This window comes from Streptosporangium sp. G11 (assembly GCF_051192615.1).
Taxonomy (GTDB): Bacteria; Actinomycetota; Actinomycetes; order Streptosporangiales; family Streptosporangiaceae; genus Streptosporangium.
Map to the genome: position 1 here is coordinate 46,327 of NZ_JBPJUQ010000042.1, position 22,819 is coordinate 69,145.

The 22,819-nt window shown below is 71.8% G+C and carries 18 protein-coding genes; 8 read left to right on the top strand and 10 right to left on the bottom strand.

Annotation, left to right across the window (positions count from 1 at the left end):
- Positions 1 to 15 precede the first annotated feature (15 nt).
- Both ACSDR0_RS31160 and ACSDR0_RS31165 read right to left on the bottom strand, forming a co-directional pair.
- Positions 16 to 966 carry a permease-like cell division protein FtsX gene (locus tag ACSDR0_RS31160; RefSeq protein ID WP_435292477.1) on the bottom strand — a complete coding sequence of 317 codons (951 nt, stop codon included), beginning with the start codon at positions 964 to 966 and terminating at the stop codon, positions 16 to 18.
- A 394-nt stretch (positions 967 to 1,360) separates the two neighbouring features.
- Positions 1,361 to 3,490 carry a hypothetical protein gene (locus ACSDR0_RS31165; RefSeq protein WP_435292478.1) on the bottom strand — a complete coding sequence of 710 codons (2,130 nt, stop codon included), beginning with the start codon at positions 3,488 to 3,490 and terminating at the stop codon, positions 1,361 to 1,363.
- A gap of 367 nt (positions 3,491 to 3,857) precedes the next feature.
- Here ACSDR0_RS31165 and ACSDR0_RS31170 point away from each other — a divergent pair, with 367 nt between their 5' ends.
- The 6 genes from ACSDR0_RS31170 to ACSDR0_RS31195 all read left to right on the top strand — a co-directional run bounded on the left by ACSDR0_RS31170 (position 3,858) and on the right by ACSDR0_RS31195 (position 11,286).
- A complete protein-coding gene (locus ACSDR0_RS31170) occupies positions 3,858 to 5,228 on the top strand; it encodes a hypothetical protein (RefSeq protein WP_435292479.1) in 1,371 nt (456 codons plus the stop codon).
- Positions 5,215 to 5,385 (top strand): hypothetical protein, encoded by a 171-nt coding sequence (locus tag ACSDR0_RS31175; protein WP_435292480.1) that lies wholly within the window; start codon positions 5,215 to 5,217, stop codon positions 5,383 to 5,385. The genes ACSDR0_RS31170 and ACSDR0_RS31175 overlap by 14 nt, the downstream gene beginning before the upstream one ends.
- Positions 5,382 to 6,998: an LCP family protein gene (locus ACSDR0_RS31180; RefSeq protein WP_435292481.1), complete on the top strand. Its 1,617-nt coding sequence runs from the start codon at positions 5,382 to 5,384 to the stop codon at positions 6,996 to 6,998. Before ACSDR0_RS31175 ends, ACSDR0_RS31180 begins: the two co-directional genes overlap by 4 nt.
- 364 nt (positions 6,999 to 7,362) lie before the next feature.
- Positions 7,363 to 9,378 (top strand): acyltransferase family protein, encoded by a 2,016-nt coding sequence (locus tag ACSDR0_RS31185; RefSeq protein WP_435292482.1) that lies wholly within the window; start codon positions 7,363 to 7,365, stop codon positions 9,376 to 9,378.
- A 100-nt stretch (positions 9,379 to 9,478) separates the two neighbouring features.
- Positions 9,479 to 10,564 (top strand): glycosyltransferase, encoded by a 1,086-nt coding sequence (locus ACSDR0_RS31190; protein ID WP_435292483.1) that lies wholly within the window; start codon positions 9,479 to 9,481, stop codon positions 10,562 to 10,564.
- Positions 10,549 to 11,286, top strand: coding sequence for an acetoacetate decarboxylase family protein (locus ACSDR0_RS31195; RefSeq protein ID WP_435292484.1), 738 nt, complete (start codon positions 10,549 to 10,551; stop codon positions 11,284 to 11,286). The genes ACSDR0_RS31190 and ACSDR0_RS31195 overlap by 16 nt, the downstream gene beginning before the upstream one ends.
- A gap of 120 nt (positions 11,287 to 11,406) precedes the next feature.
- Here the strand turns inward: ACSDR0_RS31195 and ACSDR0_RS31200 are convergent, their stop codons facing one another.
- The 7 genes from ACSDR0_RS31200 to ACSDR0_RS31230 all read right to left on the bottom strand — a co-directional run bounded on the left by ACSDR0_RS31200 (position 11,407) and on the right by ACSDR0_RS31230 (position 18,498).
- Positions 11,407 to 12,282 carry a sugar kinase gene (locus tag ACSDR0_RS31200; protein ID WP_435292485.1) on the bottom strand — a complete coding sequence of 292 codons (876 nt, stop codon included), beginning with the start codon at positions 12,280 to 12,282 and terminating at the stop codon, positions 11,407 to 11,409.
- A gap of 13 nt (positions 12,283 to 12,295) precedes the next feature.
- Positions 12,296 to 13,177, bottom strand: coding sequence for a glycosyltransferase family 2 protein (locus ACSDR0_RS31205; protein ID WP_435292513.1), 882 nt, complete (start codon positions 13,175 to 13,177; stop codon positions 12,296 to 12,298).
- Between the two features lie 195 nt (positions 13,178 to 13,372).
- Positions 13,373 to 14,140 carry a CDP-alcohol phosphatidyltransferase family protein gene (locus tag ACSDR0_RS31210; protein ID WP_435292486.1) on the bottom strand — a complete coding sequence of 256 codons (768 nt, stop codon included), beginning with the start codon at positions 14,138 to 14,140 and terminating at the stop codon, positions 13,373 to 13,375.
- Complete coding sequence (locus ACSDR0_RS31215; protein ID WP_435292487.1) at positions 14,118 to 15,158, bottom strand: iron-containing alcohol dehydrogenase family protein; 1,041 nt, start codon at positions 15,156 to 15,158, stop codon at positions 14,118 to 14,120. Before ACSDR0_RS31215 ends, ACSDR0_RS31210 begins: the two co-directional genes overlap by 23 nt.
- A gap of 5 nt (positions 15,159 to 15,163) precedes the next feature.
- On the bottom strand, positions 15,164 to 15,898 hold the full coding sequence (locus ACSDR0_RS31220) for a sugar phosphate nucleotidyltransferase (protein WP_435292488.1): 735 nt from the start codon (positions 15,896 to 15,898) through the stop codon (positions 15,164 to 15,166).
- A 106-nt stretch (positions 15,899 to 16,004) separates the two neighbouring features.
- The gene (locus ACSDR0_RS31225; RefSeq protein ID WP_435292489.1) at positions 16,005 to 16,628 is read right to left on the bottom strand and encodes a DUF5941 domain-containing protein; all 624 of its coding nucleotides are present in this window, start codon (positions 16,626 to 16,628) and stop codon (positions 16,005 to 16,007) included.
- Positions 16,629 to 16,695: 67 nt separating this feature from the next.
- Complete coding sequence (locus ACSDR0_RS31230) at positions 16,696 to 18,498, bottom strand: CDP-alcohol phosphatidyltransferase family protein (protein ID WP_435292490.1); 1,803 nt, start codon at positions 18,496 to 18,498, stop codon at positions 16,696 to 16,698.
- A 156-nt stretch (positions 18,499 to 18,654) separates the two neighbouring features.
- Here ACSDR0_RS31230 and ACSDR0_RS31235 point away from each other — a divergent pair, with 156 nt between their 5' ends.
- The gene (locus tag ACSDR0_RS31235) at positions 18,655 to 20,112 is read left to right on the top strand and encodes an SDR family oxidoreductase (RefSeq protein WP_435292491.1); all 1,458 of its coding nucleotides are present in this window, start codon (positions 18,655 to 18,657) and stop codon (positions 20,110 to 20,112) included.
- A 57-nt stretch (positions 20,113 to 20,169) separates the two neighbouring features.
- Here the strand turns inward: ACSDR0_RS31235 and ACSDR0_RS31240 are convergent, their stop codons facing one another.
- Positions 20,170 to 21,201 carry an ExoA family glycosyltransferase gene (locus ACSDR0_RS31240; protein ID WP_435292514.1) on the bottom strand — a complete coding sequence of 344 codons (1,032 nt, stop codon included), beginning with the start codon at positions 21,199 to 21,201 and terminating at the stop codon, positions 20,170 to 20,172.
- 66 nt (positions 21,202 to 21,267) lie between these two features.
- On the opposite strand from ACSDR0_RS31240, the gene ACSDR0_RS31245 reads away from it, so the two are divergent.
- Positions 21,268 to 22,764, top strand: a complete 1,497-nt coding sequence (locus ACSDR0_RS31245; protein WP_435292492.1) for an LCP family protein — start codon at positions 21,268 to 21,270, stop codon at positions 22,762 to 22,764.
- Positions 22,765 to 22,819: the final 55 nt, after the last annotated feature.

Genomic DNA, 22,819 nt, shown 5'->3' on the forward strand with positions numbered 1-22,819 from the left:
GCGCACATCACCTTCTCAGGACAGCTTCCCCGAGCACTCTTGGGCTATTCCCAGCCAGGAACACCCTCCGTCCAGGCGTCCGGCCGATTTGATACCGGCCATCCCCTCGACGGCGCCGACGACCTCCGGAGCGGCCCCCGGATCCGAGAGCCTGACGTAGTACCTCTCAGGAAGAGGGGACTTGTCGGGTTTGTTCCCCCACCTGTAGGCAAACACCCGGCGGGCATGGGCGACGTCCTCGAAGTAGACGCTCTCGCTCTGCTTGAGGGCGAGGAGCCTGTCCCCGACAGCCTTCTTCTCCCTGGCCGTGGCCGGTCCCCGCCCCTTACAGGCGAAGATCGTCCCCTTGCGCCCGCACAGCGAGACGACGACGTCCGCCTTGTCCTGCCAGAAGAACTCTCCGAAGGTGAAGACGTTGGCGACGCCCGGCGTCCTGTCCATCGCGGCTCTGAACGGCGCGATGTCGCGCCACCGGTTGAGCGTGCCCCTGAACGACTCCGGCATGTCCTCCTCCTGGATGGCGGAGAGCAGCATCTCGTTGTCGGCGTTCTGCTCCGTGAAGTTCGCGTACGCCTCCTGCCGGGACTCGAACTCCACCTCCGCCACCTCGGGCATCGCCCGCAGCCTCGCCTCCAGCGCGCGCCTCTGCTTCGCCGTGATCGCCCGCTCGTGGCACTGCTTGAAGACGTCCAGGTCACGGCAGAGGAAGACGCTGAACGTGACGGCCTGGGGCCAGTCGTCCGGCGGCGGGGACACCTCCTTGTTCCCGGGCCACGGCCCGCCGGGAGACACGGCCCCCAAGGCGGCGCCCTCCGTGAGAGGCAGGCCGACGCCCCCCGCCCCGAGCACCACGGCGGCGGCCACCACGCCGGCCAGCAGGGCACGACGAACCCCGGCCCACGTCCGGCCACGTGATCCGCGCTCCGCCCCCCTGGCGGGCGGCTCTCCGGCTTCGAGGACCGTCATATTGGAAGGCGCTCGCCCAGAATTTCGCGCTCCGCTGCTCACAGCGCTCCCATCATCCGAACCGGCCGCCGGGTCCGTCGCATTCACCCTGTCACCCAGAGTGATAACCCGATATTTATCTCAATATCCTGACAGAAATGACCACCTTTTGATCATCAATGTTGGATATGCCAGGTCACAGTGGAAGTACGTTCACGAATCGCCAGCGCCATGGCCAGGATCATCACGGTATCCGCGATGATCACTCGCCGAATCCGTCAAGATTCTTATCGACGCGGGATGCCCACGCGGGGTTTCCGCTGATGGCAAAGCCCACAGCGGGCATGACTCTCCCGGGCCGGCGCGGGACGACCATGCTCCGGCCTCCCGGAGGACGACTCCTCGGCCCCGTCCCTCACGTGTCCACGTTCGCGCGCGGGACGGTCATCCAGACGTCGGCGGCCAGGGACCAGGTGTTGTTGGGGGGGTCGACGAGGGAGCGGTCGTCCTGGCGGGTGCGGAGGTTCATGATGTGGACGGGGGTGCCGTACCCGGAGAGCTGGCGGGACTCGGCGGCGAGCAGGACCGGGGTGCGGCCGGCGGCGCGGACGCGGGCGGCCAGGCGGGCGACGTCGGCGGCCCTGGGGATGTCGGAGCGGTAGATGGTGAGCCGGGCGGCGGGAAGGCCGCAGACGCCCCGGACGACCTGGGTGAAGCGGGCGGCGGTGACGCGCTCGACGACGAGTACCGAGGCGCGTGGCGGGAGGGCCGCGCACATGGTCTCGACCGCGGCGAGCTCGTCGCGGTCTACCGGGCTGAACGCCGTCCCCCCCGAGGTGATCACCGGGGGGACGAGGAAGAGGATCGCACCGGCCGCGACGAGGCCCCTGTGCGCGGCCGGGCCGTACCCCGACCTCCGCGCCCTGTCGCGCGTCCAGCGCAGGCCCCAGACCGCGAGCAGGATCAGGCCGGGGATGACGACGGGGACCAGCCGCCGGGCGGCCCACGGCTGGTCGGGGGTGATGCCGGGCCGGTAGAGCGTGGTGACCGTGGTCCAGCCGATGACGGCCAGCGGCAGCAGCCAGCCGGAGCCCGTCCCGTTGACGAGCCTGCGCGCGAGCACGGCCGCGGCGATCGTGGCCATGATCGCCACGGGAAGCCCGACGTACCAGACCACCCAGTACGCCGAGTTCTCGTAGTAGAGCCGGGAGCCGTCGATCGGCAGGCGGTTGATCCGCTGGACCCCCTCGATGAACTGCGCGGTCACCCGGTCCTCCGGCGTGACGGGCGGCCGGACCACGGTCTCCAGCCACGGCCGGGCGGCGAAGGCCGCCGCGACCAGCACGACCAGGCCGGAGGCGATCTCGGGCAGCCTCGGGATCCCGGCCACCCGCCGCAGCGGGGCCGCGAGCCGCGGGGCGAGCGCCGCCGCCACCACGGTGAGGACCACGACCGCGCCGCAGATGGCCAGCAGCGGGATCACCGAGTCCGACAGGTATCTCAGGTACGGCCTGGACAGCAGGTAGGCGGCGGCCAGGCCCAGCCCGGCCCCCGCCGCCAGCCCGCCGAGCAGCGGCACGCCCAGCCGCCCCCCGTCCCGGTTCCCCGCCCGGCGCACGGCGATGAGCAGCCCGGCGTAGACGAGCACCGGGAGCACGTCGCGCAGCCCGTCGATCCTGACCAGGACGGCCAGCCCGAACACCAGCCCCGCCAGGGCGGCCCCCGCCCGCGCCGGGCCCTCACCGGAGCCGGAGAGCACGGGAGGCGGGTCGCCGACGGCGACGGCACGGGGGCGGAGCCTGGCCTCGGCGTCGTGCAGCAGAGCGAGGCCGCCGAAGAGCAGGACCAGGGACGGGATCTCGCTGAAGGTCGTCCGCGAGGTGTAGAGGATCGGCAGGCAGACGGCGAAGACCAGCGCGGCGAGAGGTGCCCAGCGAGCCCCGGCGAGCCGGGCGACGACCCCCGCGAGGACGAGCACGGCCGCCGCTCCCAGCACCGGCGGCACCAGCAGCAGCCCCGCGACGTCACCCAGCCAGGCGCCCACCGCGTGGAGCATCGGCGCCCCCGGCATGAACTGCGGCACGACCGCGCCGCCGGAGGCGTAGAAGCCCACGCTGTCGAAGTGGAGCGCCGGGTCGGTGCCGCCGAAGGCCCACTCCTGGAAGGGGATCGGCAGCGAGCCGTGCCGGGCCAGCCAGACGCCGTACTGCGCGTAGGTGGCGGGGTCGCGGCGGACGATCAGTTGCTCGCCGTGGAGCAGGCCGTTGAAGATTCCGGAGGCCAGCGCGGCGGCGATCACCCCGGTGACCTGCCAGGCGGTCGCCTCGACGGTCTCCGGCAGGCGGCGCAGGCCGTACCGGCACAGCAGCGCGACGGCCGCCAGCCCCAGCGGGACCGCGACGAGCGGCCGGAACCAGCCGAGCAGCAGCAGCGGCAACCCGGCCAGCAGCCAGCCCGCCAGGACGAGCGCGGGCACGACGGAGACCACGGCGAGCACCCTGCCCGCCGAGGGCCTGCGCGTACGGTCCAGCCAGCCGGTGGTCATGATGCGAACCGAGCGTAGTACCAACCCCGGCCCGCCCCGGGCACGCCGGGCCCAGGTGCGCCCAGGTGGACGCGGGTGAGCCCGGGTGGGCGCGGGGCCACGGAACGCCGGGATCCGGATGGGCGCGGGTCGGAGGCACGCGCGAGGCACAGGTGGACGCGGGGCCGGGACACAAGTGGACGCGGGGCCGGGGTACAGGTGGGCGCGGGGCCGGGGTACAGGTGGGCGCGGGGCCGGGTGGAAGCCGGTAGCGTACGCGCAGCGTGCGATAGGGGGACGAGTGGTCGGGTGGGTGCGGCAGCGTCGCCGTTTTCGGGGCGACCGTGAATCCCGGGGCCGCAACGGGTTCCCGGATCGCCGCCGGCTCATGGACCACCGCTGGTTCCTGGCCGTGCTGGGCGCGGGGATCGCGCTGCGGGTGATCACCATGCTCGGCTACCGGCCCGCGCTCTGGTTCCCCGACTCCTACACGTACGTCGTCACCGCGCTGAAACCCCGGCCCGACCTGGTCCGCCCCGCCGGGTACCCGATGTTCATGCGATTGCTCGAACCGTTCCACGAGTTCGCGGTCGTCGTGCTGGCCCAGCACCTGCTCGGGCTGCTGGTCGGCGTACTGGTCTATCTCACCGCGCGGAGGCTGCGGGCGCCCGGCTGGGCCGCGACGCTGGCGTCCGTCCCCTCCCTCCTGGACGCCTACCAGATCGAGCTGGAGCACCTGCTGGTCTCCGACACCCTGTTCACGGTCCTGGTCCTGTCGGCGGCCTGCCTGGCCGTGCGCCGCTCGGTCGGATGGCGTACGGCGTGCGGGATCGGGCTGCTGCTCGCGGCGGCGACGCTGACCAGGACCGTCGGGCTGCCGCTGGTGGCGCTCTTCGCGGGCTGGCTGATCTTCAGGGAGCGGGGCCGGGTGTTCGCGGCGGGGGTGATGCTCGCCGCCGCGACGGTGCCCATCCTGGGGTACGGGGCCTGGTTCCACGCGACGTACCAGCGGATCGGCATCGTGGGCGCGAACGGCGTCTTCCTGTACGCCAAGACGATGACCTTCGCCGACTGCGGCGTGATGCGCCCGCCGCCGGACCTGGCGGTGCTCTGCGACCCCCGCCCGCCCGCGCTGCGGCCTCCCGCGCAGGAGTACGTCTGGGCACAGGACTCGCCGCTGGTCAAACTGCCCGGCATCACCTTCACCAGGACGAACGACACGCTGGCCGGGCGGTTCGCGTCGCTGGCGATCCTGAGCCAGCCGCTGGACTATCTGGGCTCGGTCGCCTCGGAGCTGGCCCGCTCGTTCACCGTGAACCGCCCGGTCTACCCCGACCAGGAGATCTACGACTATTACCGATTCCCCGCCACACCGCCCGCGCCGCCGGGCCGCTATCCGGCGACGGTGGGCGCCGAGGCCGCGGAGCGCTACGAACGCGGCCCGATCTCCACCCGGATCGTCGAACCGTACGCGGGCTGGATGCGTACCTATCAGGGAATCGCCGGACTGCCTGGCGCGGCGGTCCTGGTGATCCTGCTGCTACCGCCCGCGGCGGCGTGCGTCCGGCGTTTTCGTCCGGACTCCACGGTGTGGGCGCTGCCCTGGTCGGTGGCGGTGGTGCTGCTGGTGATGCCTCCGGCGGTGGCGGAGTTCGACTACCGGTACGTCCTGCCGGCCGTACCCGCCGCCTGCCTGGCGGCGGCTCTTGCGGTTCGTAAACCTAGTTTCAGTAACATTCCAACAAATGTCCGTATTTGAGTATGCTGGCGGCCGGATCATCATGGCGGTGGCAGGGGGCGGTCTTGGCCAAGTTCGCATCATCACGACTCCTGGTGCGCACCTCGTGATCTACCCTTTGGGCTCGATGATCGAGCACGAGCACCGGACGCCGCCGTCGATCGGGAGGATCGCATGAGCGACCACCGGCAGGCGGCCGTCAGAGACCGCCGGAGCGAACAGACCTCCCCCGGTCACCGGGGCGCGCGGCGCGCGAAAGGCAACGTCCCCCAGGAAATCCCGCCGGGAGACCTCCCGCCGCATCCGAAGGAGACGGCGCCGAAGGGCAGGGGCCGCAAGCAGCGGCGGCTCACCGTCGGCGCCTGGGCCGGCATCGCGGCGACCGGCCTGCTGGTGCTCGGCACCCTGGGCGGCTACGGGGTCTACCGCAACACGATCGGCAACATCAACGGCCTCGATATCGTCGGCAAGCTCGGCAACAACCGGCCGGCGGCCGTCAAGGGCGCCCTCAACGTGCTGATCGTGGGCTCCGACACCCGCGAGGGCGACAACCTCAAGTACGGCCAGAAGATGGCCGACGCGGGCAAGCGCACCGACACGATCATCCTCATGCACATCGCCCCCGACCGTGACAAGGCGACGTTCGTCAGCTTCCCCCGCGATTCGGTGGTCGCCATGCCCGCCTGCACGTCCGAGACGGGCGTCCCGGTCGCCGCCCGCACCGAGATGATCAACGCCGCCTACAACGAGGGCGGCATCACCTGCACGATCTCCACGATCGAGGCGCTCACCGACATCCGCATCGACCACTTCGTCGAGGTCGACTTCACCGGTTTCAAGAACATCGTGAACGCCCTCGGCGGCGTCAGGATCTGCCTCACCAAACCGGTCGACGACAAGAAGGCCAAGCTCACCCTCCCGGCGGGCTGGCACCTCCTGGCGGGCGAGAAGGCCCTGGGCTACGTCCGGCTGCGGGGTTACGGTGACGGCAGCGACATCGGCCGCATCAAGCGCCAGCAGGTCTTCCTCAGCCAGGTGGTGAAGAAGGCCACCAGCAGCGAGCTGCTGACCGACCCCGCCAAGATGCTGAACTTCATCAACACCGCGGCCAAGTCCGTCCGGATGGACGAGGAACTGGCCAAGGACACCGGCACCCTGCTGCAGATCGGGCAGAGCGCCCAGAAGCTGACCGCGGGCGGCGTCAAGCTGATCACCGTCCCGTGGGGGCCCCACCCGGACGACCCGAACCGCGTCGCCTGGGTGCAGCCGTACGCGAACCAGCTGTTCGCCGCGATCAAGAACGACACCGAGGTCACCCCGCCCCCGGACCCCAAGGCCAAGCCGGCCGTCAAGCGCGAGCAGGTCAGGGTCCAGGTGTTCAACGGCACGGACACGCCGAACCGGGCCAGGGAGGTCGCCGCCGAGCTGGCCGACCAGGGCTTCGTGGTCACCCACGTCGGCAACGCCCGCCCGGCGGCCGCCAACGTGCCCACCACCGCGGTGCGCTACGCCAAGAAGGACGCCGACGAGGGCGTCTCGTACGGCGACGCGGTGGCCGCCAGGCTCTCCGGCGACAAGCGCGCCCCGGTCGAGGGCAAGGTCAAGCCCATCAGCACCGAGAAGTACGTCCCGACCGTGGCGCCCCCGCCCACCCCGGGGGGCAAGGCCCCGACCGGACCGGTCATCCAGCTGATCATCGGCGCCGACTGGCCGGGCGTCCGCGCCCTCCCGAAGATCCCCGACGCCCTCACGGACAAGGTCGTCGACAGCAAGACCAACCCCTGCACCTGAGGCCCCTGGCCCGGTCGCCCCGCCACTCCGGCGGGGCGACCGGCCCGGGCCCGACCGGGCGGAGCCGGGCCGCACGGCCGGACGCGACGGCGAAACCCAGCGAACCGGACATCGTGCCCCGGCGGCGGGGAGCCCCCGACCGGGGAAGCGGCGGGCACCGGCCGTTCCCGGGGTGGTGGACCGTCACGATTACCCGAGAACCTCCCAAATCAGAGTGCGCGCGTGCGACAGAGGGCGCACAGTCGGTTTAGGGTGGTCGAGGCGGCGAGGCGAACATCCGCCCGCATTCCCGGCCCGCCCCCGGGCGCCCCGCAGGTCTGCCCGACTACCCCCGGTCTCCGACAGATAGCTGAGCCTCCCCCTCGTGAGCGACATCCGATCCTTCCAGGTGCCGGCCCCCCAGGACGACGGCGGTTCCGACCCCGGCTCCGGTGGGCCCACCGGCGGGCAGGGCCGGAGATCCGCCCCGTGGCCCGCGCCGGGCCACGCGCAGGCGGCCGGCGGATCCCAGCCCTCATGGCCGGAGCCCCCGGGCCCGGCCACCTCCGGCAGGGCGTCCCGGCGCGACGCCGGGGACGGCCGGGAGGAGAGCCCCGGCGAGGTCACCGAGTGGGGGGCCTACCCGGCATATCGCGAGCCCCACCCCAGCGGACCCCACTCCGGCGGACCCCACCTCAGTGGACCCCACAGCTCCCAGGACCCGCTCGACCTGTCCAAGCCCCTGGAGCCCGAGCCGGTTCCCCAGGAGCCCTCGTGGGCCCGCGAGGAGCCCTCCTGGGCCCAGGAGGGGCCGGCGTGGGCGCAGGAGTCGTCGTGGGCCCAGGAGAGCTCCACGCCCCCGCTGCCGTCGTGGGCGACAGAGGGCCCCACCCCTCCGCAGGGTGCCCCCCAGGTTCCACAGGGCGCCCCCCAGGTGCCGTCCCCCCGGCCCGACTGGGCCCCGCCGCCCACGCCGCCGCGCGTCCCCCCGCGGGACGCGGCCGCGCGCCCTCAGGCCCCCGACCGGCCGACCCCCGGCCGGCCGGCCGCTCCCGGGCGGTCCCGGTTCCCCGAAGACCCCGACCTTCCCGGACGGCCCCGCCTCCCCGGAGAGCCCCAGGCCCCCGTGCGGTTCCCCGACCCGGAACGACCGCCGTCCGCCCCGCGGCCCCGGCAGGAGCCGCGGCCCGCCGGTGAGCGCCCCTTCTCGTACTGGGAGAACACCAACCGGGAGAGCGAGCCCTCGTTCTGGAACCAGGGCCCGCAGGCCGAGCAGGAGCTGCGGGCGGAGCGCGAGCGCGAGTCGAGCGCCGAGGAGCCCACGGCCCCTCCGGCCAAGAAGAAGCGCGAGCCCTACCTCGACAACGTGAAGTTCGTCCTGATCGCCCTGGTGGTGACGGGCCACTCGCTGGTCCCCACCCTCAAGGCGCACTCGGCGGAGGCCGCGTACCTGTTCATCTACATGTTCCACATGCCGGCGTTCGTGCTGATCAGCGGTTACCTGGGCCGCAACTTCTGGAACTCCAACGCGAAGATCAACAAGCTGGTCGACACCCTCCTGATCCCGTACGTGGTCGTGGAGATCGGCTACGCGCTGCTGCGCTACGGGCTTGGCCAGAAGTGGACGCTGACGATAATTGATCCGGCCTGGCTGAACTGGTACCTGCTGGCCCTGGTCCTCTGGCGGATCTCCACGCCCATCTGGACCCGGATGCGGCAGCCGCTGCTGGTCGCGGTGGTCATCTACATGGCCGCGGGCTTCTCTGAGATCTCCGGTGACTTCAGCATCGACCGCTTCTTCGGCCTGCTGCCGTTCTACGTCCTCGGCCTGCTGCTCAAGCCGGAGCACTTCGACCTGCTCAAGCCCCTCTGGGTCAAGATCACCTCAGCGGTCGTCCTCGCCGGTGCCGCCGCGGTGGCGATCGTCGTCGCGCCCCGCGTCCCGCTCGACCCGATCTACTTCCGCTACAGCTTCAAGGCCATGGACATGTCCTGGTGGCTGGGCTTCGGCGTGCGCGGCGCCGTACTGGTCGCGGCGCTCGTCATGACGGTCGCGGTGCTCGCGCTGGTGCCCCGGGGCGAGACCTGGTTCTCCGACCTCGGCACCCGCACCCTGTACGCCTACCTGCTCCACGGCGTCGTGGTGGTCATCGCCAAGGACCAGGGCTGGCTGAGCTTCCCCTGGCTGTACGGCCCGCTGGGCGTGGCGGCGATCGCCTCCAGCTCGCTGGCCCTGGCCATCGTGCTGTGCCTGCCGGAGACGCGCAGGCTCTTCAAGTGGATGCTCGAACCCCGCCTGGTCTGGCTCTACCGCCGGCCGTCCGCTTCCCCCGCCGCTACCACCGCACCGGCCGAGGCCGCACCCGCCGCCAAGGAGAGTTCAACCTCAGTTACCCGGTAATTAACGCAACACATCCGGTGATGACGGAACGAACGCTCAGCATCGGGATATGCGGGTATGCGTTGCGACAATCGCTCATCACCCAGAGGACGCCCGGATCATGCATCGGCAGATCCGGGCGCTTCTCGACGCCGGGCATGAGATCACCTATGTCGCCCCCTTCACCGACTGCAACGTCACCCCGGATCCCGGGATCCGCGCGGTCGACGTGCCCCGGGCGACCGCCAACCGTCGCAGGCGCGCGCTGAAGGCCGCGCGGGGGGCTCTCAAGCGCGGGGTGGAGGGCGCCGACCTGCTGGTCGTGCACGACATGGAACTGCTGTTCCGCCTGCCCAGGCGCCGCCCCACCACCGTCTGGGACGTGCGCGAGGACGTCGGGGACACGGCCACCGCGCTGGGCGCCGGTCTCCCCCTCCCGGGCCACCTGCGCCGCGCCCTGCCCGCCCTGGTACGCCGGGTCGAGGCCCGCGCCGAGCACCGCCTGCACCTGATCCTGGCCGAGGACTCCTACCGGGAGCGGTTCTCCGGGCCCCACCCGGTCGTGCCCAACGCCGCCTACGTGTCCCCGCGCCCGCCCGCGCCGCCCGGCCGGAACCGGGTCGTCCACGTGGGCCACCTCTCCGAGGCCGGGGGCGTGACCGAGCTGATCGAATCGGCCCGGCGACTGCTCCCGCACGGGATCAGGCTCGACCTGATCGGCTCCGCGGACGTCCGGATCCGGCCGCTGCTGCGGGACGCGCAGCGGGAGGGCCTGCTCGACTGGTACGGATACGTGGCCAACCGGCACGCGCTGCGGATGGCCGAGGGGGCGATCGCCGGCCTGTCGCTCCCGTACGACGCGCCCGGCCCCCGGCCCGTACCGGCCAAGATCATCGATTACATGTCCCGGGGAGTCCCCGTGGTCACCACGCCCCTGCCCGCCGCCGCGTCCATGGTCGAGCGGACCGGATGCGGCGTCGTCGTCCCCTTCGGGGACGCGGAGGCGACGGTACGCGCGGTGCTGGCGCTGCGGGACGACCCCGAAGGGGCGGCCGAGATGGGCGCTCGCGGCCACGCCGAGGCCCTGGCCCGCCACAACTGGCCGGATCACGCGGGCGCGTTCGTCGGGCGGCTGGAGGAATGGGCGGGCAAACCAGTGACGTCCGGCCTGGAGATTGGTGTACTGGAGGCATGGCACGCCATCTGATCCAGGGGCGCGAGGTCGCCATGCCGGTCCGCGTCCGCGACGTCATGGTCTGCAGCGCGTCCTACCTGGTCCGGGCGGACGCCGCACGGGCGGTGATCGCCTACTCCCAACTGGACGTCGCCGAGGTGCTTCCTCGCAAGGCCCTGTGCACCCTGGTGTTCGCCGACTATCGCGACGGCGACCTGGACCGCTACCACGAGTTCGGCGTCGCCTTCCTGGTCAGGCCGCCCGGCACCGGCCACGTTCCCGCCGGGGGGCTGCGCACGAACCTGTCGGAGCTGCGCCGCACCGGCGCCGGGGCGTTCGTCCACTGGCTGCCGGTCGACCAGGGTTTCACCCTGGAGGCGGGCCGCGCCATCTGGGGCTTCCCCAAGGAGCTCGCCGACATCGACCTGCGCGTGTCCTCCCCCTACAAGCGGTGCATCGTGCGCAAGGACGGCCGCCTGGTGCTGGACCTGCTGATCAAACCCGGCGTCCCGATGCCGGGCACCGGCATGATGACCGCCCTCGACGCCTACAGCCACCTGGACGGCGTCACCCGCCGCATCCCGTGGTCGATGTCCCCCCGGGGGATCCGCACGCGCCCCGGGGGCGCTCTCATCCGCCTGGGCAACCACCCGATCGCCAAGGAGCTGAGCGAGCTCGGCCTGCCCAAGCGCGCCCTGGTGACGAGCACGATCTCCCACCTGTCCATGACCCTCGGCGAGGCCAAGGAGCCCTGAGGGCCCCGGACGTCCCCGCCCGGCAGGAGGACCGGACGCCCCGCCCGGCAGGATCACGGGATCAGGCGCCGGACCTCGGGGAGCGCCCTGAGAGCCACGACCGTCGCGGAAGCCGCGGGATCAGGTGTCGAGCTCCAGGAGAGGCAGCTCGGCCCTCGTCGGCAGGCCCTGCCAGTCGCTGGGCCCCGACGCGGCGAAGGCCGCGAGCAGGCCGCCCCTGCGCAGCCGGTCGGCCGGGTGGAGACCTTCCAGCAGCGCGCTGAGATAGCCCGCGACGAAAGCGTCCCCGGAACCGTTGGGGTCGACCACGGGCGCGGAGAGGCTGGCGGCGTCGTGGCGGACACCGTCGACCCGCACGCTCGCCCCCCTGGCGCCGCGTGTCACGATGACCTCGCGGTCTCCGGTGAGCGCGGGCTTGACCAGGTCGAGCTCGGTCTGCCGGACGAACAGCACGTCGGCCGAGCAGGCCAGCACGCTGAGGATCTCCTCGGCCTCGCGCAGGTCGGGCCAGAGCTGGTCGTGGTAGTCGATCGCCACCGAGACCGCGACCCCTGCGGTCCGCGCGGCGCGTACGGCGGCGTTCATGGCGTCGCGCGCGCTCAGCGCGGCGGTGATCCCGCTGACGTGCAGGATGCGGGAGGCCGCGATCCGGTCCACGGGAACGTTCCCCTGGGCCAGCCTGACGCCGGTGCGGTAGTACGTGGTCCTGGCCGCCTGGCCGAGCCTCGACTCCTTCAGCAGGATGCCGGTCGGGGACCCCTCGTCCACCCGGGCGTCGGAGACGTCCACGCCCTCGCCGCGCAGCGCCGTGAGGATCCTGGCCCCCAGCTCGTCACCGCCGACCTTGCCCAGCCAGCCCACCCGGTGGCCGAGCCTGGACAGCCCGACCGCGACGGTGAACTCGGCCCCGGCGACGTCCAACCTGGCCTCGTGCTCGTGGCGGATCCGGCCGCTGGTGACGACGCCGAACGCCTCGCCGAGGGTGTAAACGTCCACGGCGAATCGCAGCTCAGACGATCGGCGGGCGGCCGAGGCGAAGCATGCGCCAGGCGGTGTTCCAGCCCATGGGGCGCCGCTCGCCCGCGGGCTCGCGGACCCCCTCGGCGAAACCCTTGAACCAGGCGCGCAGGGCCGGCTTGGAGCGCTCGCGCACCAGGGTCAGGACGGCCCAGTTGAGGAGATAGAGCCCGGCCAGCACCCAGGGAAGGTTGCGGCGGGCCAGCCAGACCCGGTTGCGGGCGTTGAGACGGTAGAAGTCGGTGTGCCGGGTCGGGGGGACCTGCGGGTGGTACATGACCGTCTTGGCGTCGTACTCGATGCGGTAGCCCTCGCCGAGGAGCCTCCAGGCCAGGTCGGTCTCCTCGTGGGCGTAGAAGAAGCGCTCGGGGAGCCCGCCGACCTGGAGGAAGGCGGAGCGGCGGATGGCGCACGCGCCGCCCAGGAAGGTGGTGACCGGAGAGGACCGCTCGGGGTCGCCCGCGCGCAGGCGGGGGACGTGACGGCGCTGGCCGATGCCGCCGTCGGGGTCCTTCACCCGGAAGGAGACGACCGCGAGGTCGTGCTCGGTGGAGAAACGCTCCCGCAGGTGGGAGACGAGCCCGGTGTCGGCGTACCAGCCGTCGTCGTCGAGGAACAGGACGACGTCGCCCGAGCACTCCTCGACGCCGCGGTTGCGGCCCGCGGGAATGCCCGCGTTGTGGTTCAGCCGCACACTCCTGATCGAGGCCGAGGACCCCGGGGGCACGGTGGCCGACAGCTCGGGAACGTCCGCGCCGTTGCCGACGATGACCACCTCGACGTCACCGTCGACCTGGTTCAGCGCGGACTCGACCGCTCGGTCCAGCTCGGGGACCCGGTTGCCCATGGTGAGGATGACGCACGAGATCTTCAACGGGTCATCGTCCTGACGCGTCGAGAGCACGTACGGAGCATACTTTCATGATCACCGAGTCTGCTGGGTCGGGAATTCTGGCGGGGCTGAGGTTTCCTGGTATACCGGGGAACAAGCGTATCGGAACCGTCGGCGAACACCCACCAAACAACGGGGTGTTCGCACCTACGACGCGCCCGGACGCCATCCGGTTCCTCATGAAAGCCGCCTGGACGCCAGAATGCTGATCAGATGCAGGATCATCTGCAGCACGGCGACGACCACGCAGGCCACCACGAGAATCCTCGTCGCCGCCAGACCGCCGTTGAGCGCGTCCCAGATCGCGGCGACCACGATGAGGAGGGACAGCTCGACCGCCTGCACGATCCGGTGGAACTTCAGCGCCGCGGCCGCCTTGCGCGCCATGCCCAGCCCGCGTGACTGGAAGTGCTCGGCAGAGGCCTCGCTCGCCGCGACCAGCCCTGAGCGGGCGCGGGCCACGTCGACCAGGTCGGTCTCCGCCTTGATCAGGATGGCGCCGAGCGCGGCGGCGAACCCGATCACGGTGTACCAGTCGGGCAGGATCTCCGACGCCCGGAAGCCCAGCCCGATGAGGATGGCGGCCTCGGCGAAGTAGTGGCCGACCCGGTCGAGGTAGACGCCGGTGATCGAGGTCCGGCCGGTCCAGCGGGCCAGCTCGCCGTCGGAGCAGTCGAGCAGCAGGTACAGCTGGACCAGCAGGGCCGCGAGAACGGCCGCCCAGAGTCCGGGCAGCGCGAGCACCGCTCCGGCCAGCAGGCCGGTGAAGATCATCAGCCAGGTGGTCTGGTTGGGCGTGATCGGCGTCTTGGCGAGGAACCAGGTGACGTAGATCGACAGCTTGCGCATGTAGAGAGCACCGGCCCAGTGCTCGCCGCTGTTGCGGTCCATGGTCGAGTGCGGCTGGGCCACCGCACGAAGCTCAGCGACCGACGGCCCGGACATAATCCTCCACCCGATCGCGAATCTCCGGCTCCGACAGGCGCAGGTGCTCAAGAATCGTGTAACGGCCGGGGCGCGTGGCCGGGGCCAGCATGACCGCCTCGGTGAACTGGGCCGGGGACAACCCCACGTCGGTGGGGGTGACCGGCAGCTCGTGCCCGCGCAGGCAGTCGACGACCTGATTGAGCCTCCGTGAGTCCTCGCGGAGGAAGAAACAGAATGCGGCACCTATCCCGGCGAGTTCGCCGTGGTTGGAGGTGCCGGGAAAAAGCTGATCCACGGCATGCAGGATCTCATGGTCTCCGCCACTCGAAGGACGGGAGGAGCCGGCGACCACCATCGACATGCCCGACAGGATGAGCGCCTCGGCCAGCACGGTCAGGAACGCGTCGGACTCGATCGAGTCGGATCTGCCGATCACCGCCTCCGCCGCGGTGCGGGCCATCGCGCAGGCCAGGCCGTCGATCGGCTCCCCGCGCTCGCTCGCGCCGAGCTGCCAGTCCTCGATCGCCGAGAGGTTGCTGACCACGTCGCCGACCCCGGATCGGACCAGCGAGGCGGGCGCGTCGTGGACGAAATCGAGATCGACCATGATGGCCAGCGGCATGGGCACGCCGAAGGAGCCCTTGCCGCCGTCGTGCGACAGCGAGGCCACCGGCGAGCAGATCCCGTCGTGCGACAGGTTGGTGGCCACCGCCACCATCGGGATCCCGGCCAGCGACGCGGCGTACTTGGTCACGTCGATGGTCTTGCCGCCGCCGATGCCCACGACCGCCTCGTACGCCCCCTTGCGCAGGTCGGCACCCAGCGAGATCGCCGCGTCGACCGAGCCGTCGGGCACCCGGAAGACCTGGGCCTCGCCGAGCGAGGGAGTGATCACCGAGGCGATCCTGTCTCCCTGGCCCGCGCCCACGGCCACCGCCACCCGCCCGGAGGTCGCCACCCTGCTGTCGGACAGCAACGAGCCCAGCTGGGCGACAGCGCCCCGGCGCACCTCCATGGACAGGGGGGCCGGGAGCATCCTGGCTAGTATCGGCACGCGATCTCCCGCGCCTTGGCGAGGTCGTCGTGGTTGTCTACCTCGACCCACGGGACTTCGCCGATCGGGGCGACGGCGATCTTCTCGCCGCGGGCGACGAGCTCCTGGTAGCCGTCCTCGTAGTAGAGCTGCGGGTCGCGCTCGAAGGTGGCCTGGAGGGCGTCGGCGAGGCGGTCGCCGATCCCGGGACGGATGAGCGTGGCGCCGATGTACTCACCGGCGGCGGTGGCCGGGTCCATCAGCTTGGTGATCAGCCGCAGGTGGCGGTCGCCGTCGAGGGTGACCTTCATCTCCTCGTCGGCGAGCTTCTTGACGTCGTCGACCGCGAGCAGGATGTCGGTGGTCGCCGGCGCGGAGAGCAGCGTCTCCTCCACCGAGACCGGGTGCACCGTGTCGCCGTTGACCAGGAGCACACCCTGGTCGAAGTAGTCGCGCGCGCACCACAGGGAGTAGGCGTTGTTCCACTCCTCGGCCTTGTCGTTGTGCACGAGGGTGAGCTTCACGCCGTGCCGCCGCTCCAGCTCGGCCTTGCGCTCGTGTACCGCCTGCGCCTGGTAGCCGACGATGACCACGACATCACGAAGATCGGCCGCCGCGAGGTTGCGCAGCGAGATGTCCATGATCGTGGTGTCGCCGTCGACCGGCACGAGCGCCTTGGGCAGCGTGTCCGTGTACGGCCGCAGACGTCGTCCGGCCCCGGCGGCCAGCACCATTCCCAGCAACGTGCACTCCTCTTTCGGGTGAGAGCCTCCCGGCGGGCACTCCTAGGCCCCAAAGATTAGTTGCCTTCAGGCCCTGATCGTGTAATCGAGGATTTGCCGGGCGTTCTCAATCGTGTGCTCCGAGGTCGGCCGCGTCCACCCCGAACCGCGGCGCGGCCAGCCAGCAGGTGACGCTCTCCCAGGAGAAGAGGCACCACAGATAGAGCGAGAGGAGGCTGAACACCAGCGTGACCTGCCCGGCGAGCCCGCCAAGGGCGATCAGCAGCATCCGGCCCTCCCAGCCGAGGCCGGATGTGGCCAGCCAGGACGGCGGGTAGACACGCTGCCTCAGCCGGTAGACGACGTCGTAGTGGTGGAAGGCCATCGCGCCGAGCAACATGAAGATCAGCCACGGCGGCACGTCGTGCGCGAAGCCCACCGAGGCCACGAAGCCGTACTCGGTGAGGCGCAGGATCGGCGGCACCAGCCAGTCGAGCCGGCCGTCGTGCGGGTGGGAGCTGCCGGGGCCGGCCAGCAGCAGCGCCACCGCGGGGGCGAACACCGCCAGCCCGTCGGTGCCGGCCACGCCGACCAGCAGCAGCACCCCGGTCACGAACATCCCGACGATCGCGGGCGGCAGCGGCGGGAGCTGCCCGGCCACGGGGACGCCCATGCCCCTCGACAGCACCCCGTCGTCCCGGTAGGCGACCACGGCGCTCCGCGGTACCGGCGCCATATGCACAGAAGTCATGATCACACCTGTTTCCCACTCGCCTGACGGGAGATTCCGTCCCGCCGGTCCTGGACCCCGCCGCCGGTCATCGGCTGAGCGACCTGCCCATCCGGCCGGAGATGATGTAGAGGGCGGCGACCCCGCCCCAGGCCAGCAGCGCGATGAAGGTCACCCGGGCGTTGAAGAGAGCGGCGGTCACCGCGATCAGGGCCATCCGCTCCCCGATGGGCAACACGATGATCTTCTTGAGCCAGCGGGTGAGCGACACCCTCTCCATGGCCCGCGAGAGCCGCAGGATCGTGTTGCCCGTCCCGGGCCCGGCGGCCTCCCCGGCCGCCGCCCTTCCCAGGGAGCCCGCCCGTCCGCTTCCGGCACCCGCCGTCCGCTCGTCCCGGGCGCCCGCCTGCTCGTCCCCGGCGGTCACCCGCTCCTCTCCCGCGCCGATGACGGGCACGGCGGCCCGGTCGTCGGCGCCGCCCTCCCCGGTGCCGCCTCCGCCACCTTCGCCCTCTCCGCCCTCGCTCGCGCCCGGGGTCCGCCCCGCGTCGGCCCCCGCGAGCGCGGCCCGCCACTCAGGCCTGCGCGGCGGCACCAGCCGCCTCGCCTCACCGGCCGGGTCGGCCAGCGAGCTCGCCGCCCTGGCCCAGGCCGCGCCCACCCGGCTCGCGTCGGCGCGCGCCCCCGCGTACGAGAAGTCGATCACGTGGCGGAGCATCTGCAGGATCATCGCGGACACCGCCAGCGCCCAGATGCCGTCAGGGCCGCCGCCCGCCACGTCGGGCCCGGTCGCGTACCCGATGGCGAGGCCCAGGTAGACGGCGTACTCCTTGACGCGGTCGAAGGTGGCGTCCAGCCACGCCCCGAGCGGCGAGAAGGCGCGGGTGTAGCGGGCGAGCTGGCCGTCGACGCAGTCGAGCACGAACGACAGGTAGAGCAGGACCGCCCCGGCGACCAGGCCGGGCCGGGTGCCCACGGAGAACCAGACCGCGGCGAGCGCGGCGAAGCCGACGGACATGCCGGTGACCGCGTTCGGCGTCAGTCCGAGCGCGGCGACCGGCTTCACCAGGTGCCTGGACCAGGAGCTCACCGCGTACGTGGCGAAGAAGCCGTCGTTGGTCTTGACCGCGGCGTCCAGCCGGGCCTCGTCCTCGTCGACCTCGGCCAGCCGGGGCACGGCCACGTCGGCGTCCGCCTGCTCGCCCATCCGGTCGGCGTGCAGGCGGCCGAGCCCGGCCGCGCGCACCTGGACGCCGGAGCGGACCAGGCCGACCAGGAGCAGGCCGGGGGCCTCGGCGCCGTCCATCGGGCCGAAGCCGCCCGTCTCGGCGAGCTCGGCGAGCGTCTCGGCGGTCTCGGCGAAGCCCGCGAGATCGGACACGCCGACCTGGAGCGCGCCCCTGAAGGTGCCGTTGACCTCGCCGGCCTCGTGGAAGGAGGTGCCCGCGGCCACCACGAGCCTGCCTTCGGTCCTGACCGGCGGGCGCGTCGGGCCCGGGGGATCGCCCTCCTCGCTCACCAGCGCGCCGGTGTCGCGGGCCGGGTGCTTGACGAGCGTGGCCAGCGCCTCCGTGTGCGCCACCAGGTCACCGGCGACCACCAGCACCGGGCCGATGGACGAGCGGGCCACCTTCGCGATCCTGCGCAGGTCGTCGGCGAGCCCCCTCGATCCCTCGGCCCCGATCATGTGGGTGCCGCCGGGGGCGTGGATGATGTCACTGGAACGGGTCACCACGTGCACGTCCCGTACGGGAAGCGTGGCGAGCTGGCCGGTCAGCCTGTCGAGGAGGGTCCCGCCGGAACACCGGAGGCCGGACGCCTCGGTGGTGGCGAGCACGACCGCGACCGCCTGTGGGGCGTCCGACGAGGCGATGGCGTGAGAGTCAGGCAAATCCGGGCTCCTTCGTATCCGACGGGATCACCGTACGAATCGGGGAGTGCGCACTCAGCGTAGCTAGATCTTGACGGGATAGCACGGGAGCACGCCGGTCGATCAGGTAGGCACCCATTACGCTCGCCATATCCGAACTGTCAAAGGAATCTGATCGTGGCCGAACGTGAACCGCGTCCCCGAACCGTCGGTGTGGTCCTGGCAGGCGGCGTCGGCCGGCGCGTCGGCCACGGCACCCCCAAGCAGCTGCTGGAGATAGCGGGCAGGACGATCCTCGAACACACCCTCGCCCTGTTTCAGGGGGCACCGGAGATCGACGAGATCATGGTCCTGATGGCGCCCGGCTTCACCGGGGAGGTGGAGCGGATCGTCGAGCGCAACGGCTTCACGAAGGTCGGCAGGATCCTGGAGGGCGGCGAGAGCCGCCCGGAGACCACCTGGCGGGCGCTGCGGGCACTGGGCACGCGGGAGTGCCACGTGCTGCTGCACGACGCCGTACGCCCGCTGGCGGAGCCCAGGATCATCACCGACTGCGTCGAGGCGCTGAGGACCTTCTCGGCGGTCGAGGTGGCGATCCCGAGCTCCGACACGATCGTGGTGACCTCGCGGGGACCGCACGGGGAGATCGTCAGCGACGTCCCCGACCGCGCCACCCTGCGCCGCGTCCAGACGCCGCAGTGCTTCTGGCTCTCGGTGATCCGCGAGGCGTACGAGCGCGCCTTCGCCGATCCCGGCTTCGGCGACCGGCCGCCCACCGACGACTGCGGCGTGGTGCTGCGCTACCTGCCCGACGTGCCCATCCACGTGGTGCCGGGCAGCGAGCGGAACATGAAGGTCACGCACCCGGTGGACCTCTTGGTCGCCGACAGGCTCCTGCGGCTCGCCGCGAGCGACGTCCCCGCCCGCTCCGACACCGCCCTGCGCGAGGCGCTGGAGGGCAGGACCGTGGTGGTCTTTCGCGCGGACGACGGCGCCGGCGCCGAGGTGGCGGAACTGGCCGGGCGGCACGGCGCCCGCGTGTTCCCCTTCCCCGGCTCACCGGGGACACCGGGCTCACCGGGGACACCGGGCTCACCGGGGACACCGGACTCCCCGGGGACACCGGGCCTTTCCCGCGTGCCGGACGTGGTGCGCGTCGACGATCCCCGGGCGGTGGCCGACGCGCTCGCCCGGGTCGTCAAGGAGACCGGCGGGATCGACTACGTGGTCAGCACGGCGGGCACGCCGCCCCGGGGCAGGCTCGACGCGGTGGACGACACCGCGATCGCCGAGACCGTGAGCGCGGACCACCTGGGTCCCGTCACCGTCGCCAGGGCGGCCCTCCCCCATCTGCGCGAGACGCGGGGACAGCTGCTGTTCCACTGCCCCTCCCCCGCCGGGGACGGGGCGGGCGACGGCCTGCGCTCCTTCGCGGGAGCCGCCGTGGCCGGCCTGACCCGGGCGCTCGCGGAGGAATGGGCCGGGTACGGGGTGCGGGTCAACTGCGTGGATCCCGGGCGGGCCGGAGCCATGACGCCGTCGGGCCCGGCACCCTCCCCGTACGCCGTCGCCCGCACCTCGCTGGACGTGCTCGCCTCCGGCGTCACCGGCCAGGTGGTCGACGCCCGCCCCTGACCGGCGCTCGCCCCGGGGCCGCCCCGACCGGCACGCCCCCGGAACGCGCTCCGGGGGTCAGCCGCCCGCGCGGCCGGGCTTGCCGAGCCTGCTCGGGCTCGTCAGGAAGCCCCAGCCCCACGACATGTGCATGGCGACGTAGACCAGTGGCAGCCGGACGAGCGCCGGGACGGGCAGCCCGCTGCCGGTGATCGCGGAACCGGCCAGGATCGCCGCCAGGTAGCCGCCGGGGATCAGCAGGCCCGGCCAGAAGAACGGGGAGACCAGCAGGCCCGCGAGGATGGCCAGCACGGCCATGGGCGGCGCCAGGTAGCGCAGGTTGATCGTGCCCTCGTGGGTGCGGGCGACCACCCTGCGCCAGCGGCCGTAGTGGAAGTACTGCTTGGCGAGGGCCTTGAGATCGGGCCTCGGCCGGTAGGAGACGCGCATCCGGGGCTGGAACCAGACCAGGCCGCCCGTCTCGCGGATGCGGTGGTTCATCTCCCAGTCCTGGGCCCGCTGGAAGTGCTCGTCGTAGCCGCCGACCCGCTCCAGCGCGGTGCGGCGGAACACGCCGAGGTAGACCGTGTCGGCCGGGCCCGCGGTGCCGCCGGTGTGGAACCGGGCGCCGCCGACGCCGATCTTGGATGTCATCGCGCGGGCCACGGCCTGCTCGAACGGCGTGACGCCCTCGGCCGCCATGACGCCGCCCACGTTGTCGGCGCCGGTCTCCTCGAGGGTCTCCACCGCGACCTGGAGGTAGTCCTCGGGGAGCATCGCGTGGCCGTCGACCCTCGCGATGATCGCGTTGCCGGACGCGGCGATGGCGGCGTTGAGCGCGTTGGGGGTGCGGCCTGTCGGGTTGGGGACGACGACGACGCGAGGATCGTCGGCGGCGATCTCGTCGGCGACCTCCTGGGTACGGTCGCGGGAAGGGCCGATCGCGAGCACGACCTCGATCGGTCCCGCGTACCGCTGCGACAGCACCTGACGCACCGCCTCCCGCAGATGGCGCTCCTCGTTCAGCACCGGGATGACGATGGAGATGGGGGGCCAGACACGTGTCTCGGAAGACGACGCCGGCGCGGGCGAGTCGGGGAACTGCTTCATGGCGTCGCTCACGCTACTGTACGAACGGGTACCTCATCGACCCAGTCGGAGCCTAGGGAGCCGTGCATGCGTGACCCGGAGGAGGATTCGGGTGTGCACGTAGGCGGTGACGCCTACGGAAGCGTCCGGGTGACCCCGAGGCGTGATCGCAGGTCGGCGAGGGGTGCCCGCACCAGGCGGCGCGGTCTCGTGATCGCGGGCGCGCTCTCGTGCCTGGTCCTGGGCAGCTCCGGGGTGACGTGGGCGCTGACCAACTACGCCACGACGAAGATCGAGTCGGTCGACGCGGGGGTCCCGGGGTCGCGGTCGAGCACCGGCGCCATGAACATCCTGGTGGTCGGCGTCGACAAGCGCGACAACCTCACCCGAAAGCAGCAGAACCAGCTCAAGCTGGGCCGCGAGACCGGCGAGCGCACCGACACCATGATGGTGATCCACGTGTCGGAGGACCACAGCAAGGTCACCGTGGTCAGCCTCCCCCGCGACACCTGGACGACGGTCCCCGGCAAGGGCCTGCACAAGATCAACGCCGCGTACCAGCTCGGCGGCCCGAAACTCGCGACGCGCACGGTGCAGACCGCCACGGGCCTGACCCTCCACCACTACGTCGAGGTCAACGTGCTGGGCTTCATCGAGGTGGTCGACGCCCTCGGCGGCATCTCGGTCTGCACCCCGGTCCCGATCAACGACCCGAAGACCGCGCTCAACCTGGAGCCGGGCACTTACTCCTTCGACGGCGTCAAGGCCCTCGCCTACGCCCGCACCCGCGCCACCGCCCGCTCCGACCTCGACCGCATCGACCGCCAGCAGCAGGTGATCTCCGCGCTGCTGAACCAGGCGCTCAGCGGCGAGACGCTGACCAACCCGGTCAGGCTCGCCTCGTTCGTCGACAAGACCCTCGACACGATCAGGGTGGACGACGCCCTCCGCGGTGACCTGCTCGGCCTGGCCGACCAGCTCAAGGACGTCTCCACCGACGACGTGGCCTTCGCCACGGTCCCGCTCGCGGACGTCGACTACAAGACGCCGACCGGCGAGTCCGCCGTGCTCTGGGACAAGGAGGGGGCCAAGGAGCTGTTCCGCGGGATCGCCGCCGACGAGACGCTCGTCAAGCCCTCCAAACCCGCCAGGTCCACGCCCACCCCGACGGCCTCCCCCTCGGCTCCCGCGCTGACCGTCGCGCCCTCGCGGATCGTCCTCACGGTGCTCAACGGCACCACGATCACGGGCCTGGGCGCGCAGACCAGGGCCGAGCTGCAGCGAGCCGGCTTCCTGGTGCCCGACGCCCCCGGCAACACCCCGCAGAAGGACTTCGACAAGACCGTCATCCGCTACGGCCCCGGCCGCGAGGACTCGGCGCGCACCGTCGCCGCCGCGCTGCCCGGAGCGGACCTGCGCCCGCTGGAGAGCCTCGGCGACAAGATCGAGGTGATCGCCGGCCGGAAGCACGCGCCGGCGAAGAAGGTCACCGTGAAGGAGGCGGCGGCATCGCCTACCCCGGCCGCTACCCCTGCCGCAACCCCGACAACAAGAACAGCGACGGACAATATCTGCAAAAAGTGAGCTACGTGCATAACAACCTTCTGCCAGGGCAGCTAGAAAGGCACGGAGGTGATGA

What these genes read in the sequence shown, in the direction of transcription:
- ACSDR0_RS31165 (WP_435292478.1), bottom strand. Translation starts at nt 3,490, where the DNA reads ATGACCACCGGCTGGCTGGACCGTACGCGCAGGCCCTCGGCGGGCAGG.
- ACSDR0_RS31175 (WP_435292480.1), top strand. Translation starts at nt 5,215, where the DNA reads ATGTCCGTATTTGAGTATGCTGGCGGCCGGATCATCATGGCGGTGGCA.
- ACSDR0_RS31245 (WP_435292492.1), top strand. Translation starts at nt 21,268, where the DNA reads ATGCGTGACCCGGAGGAGGATTCGGGTGTGCACGTAGGCGGTGACGCC.
- ACSDR0_RS31160 (WP_435292477.1), bottom strand. Translation starts at nt 966, where the DNA reads ATGACGGTCCTCGAAGCCGGAGAGCCGCCCGCCAGGGGGGCGGAGCGC.
- ACSDR0_RS31180 (WP_435292481.1), top strand. Translation starts at nt 5,382, where the DNA reads ATGAGCGACCACCGGCAGGCGGCCGTCAGAGACCGCCGGAGCGAACAG.
- ACSDR0_RS31215 (WP_435292487.1), bottom strand. Translation starts at nt 15,158, where the DNA reads ATGCTCCCGGCCCCCCTGTCCATGGAGGTGCGCCGGGGCGCTGTCGCC.
- ACSDR0_RS31195 (WP_435292484.1), top strand. Translation starts at nt 10,549, where the DNA reads ATGGCACGCCATCTGATCCAGGGGCGCGAGGTCGCCATGCCGGTCCGC.
- ACSDR0_RS31210 (WP_435292486.1), bottom strand. Translation starts at nt 14,140, where the DNA reads ATGTCCGGGCCGTCGGTCGCTGAGCTTCGTGCGGTGGCCCAGCCGCAC.
- ACSDR0_RS31225 (WP_435292489.1), bottom strand. Translation starts at nt 16,628, where the DNA reads ATGACTTCTGTGCATATGGCGCCGGTACCGCGGAGCGCCGTGGTCGCC.
- ACSDR0_RS31190 (WP_435292483.1), top strand. Translation starts at nt 9,479, where the DNA reads ATGCATCGGCAGATCCGGGCGCTTCTCGACGCCGGGCATGAGATCACC.
- ACSDR0_RS31240 (WP_435292514.1), bottom strand. Translation starts at nt 21,201, where the DNA reads ATGAAGCAGTTCCCCGACTCGCCCGCGCCGGCGTCGTCTTCCGAGACA.
- ACSDR0_RS31170 (WP_435292479.1), top strand. Translation starts at nt 3,858, where the DNA reads ATGGACCACCGCTGGTTCCTGGCCGTGCTGGGCGCGGGGATCGCGCTG.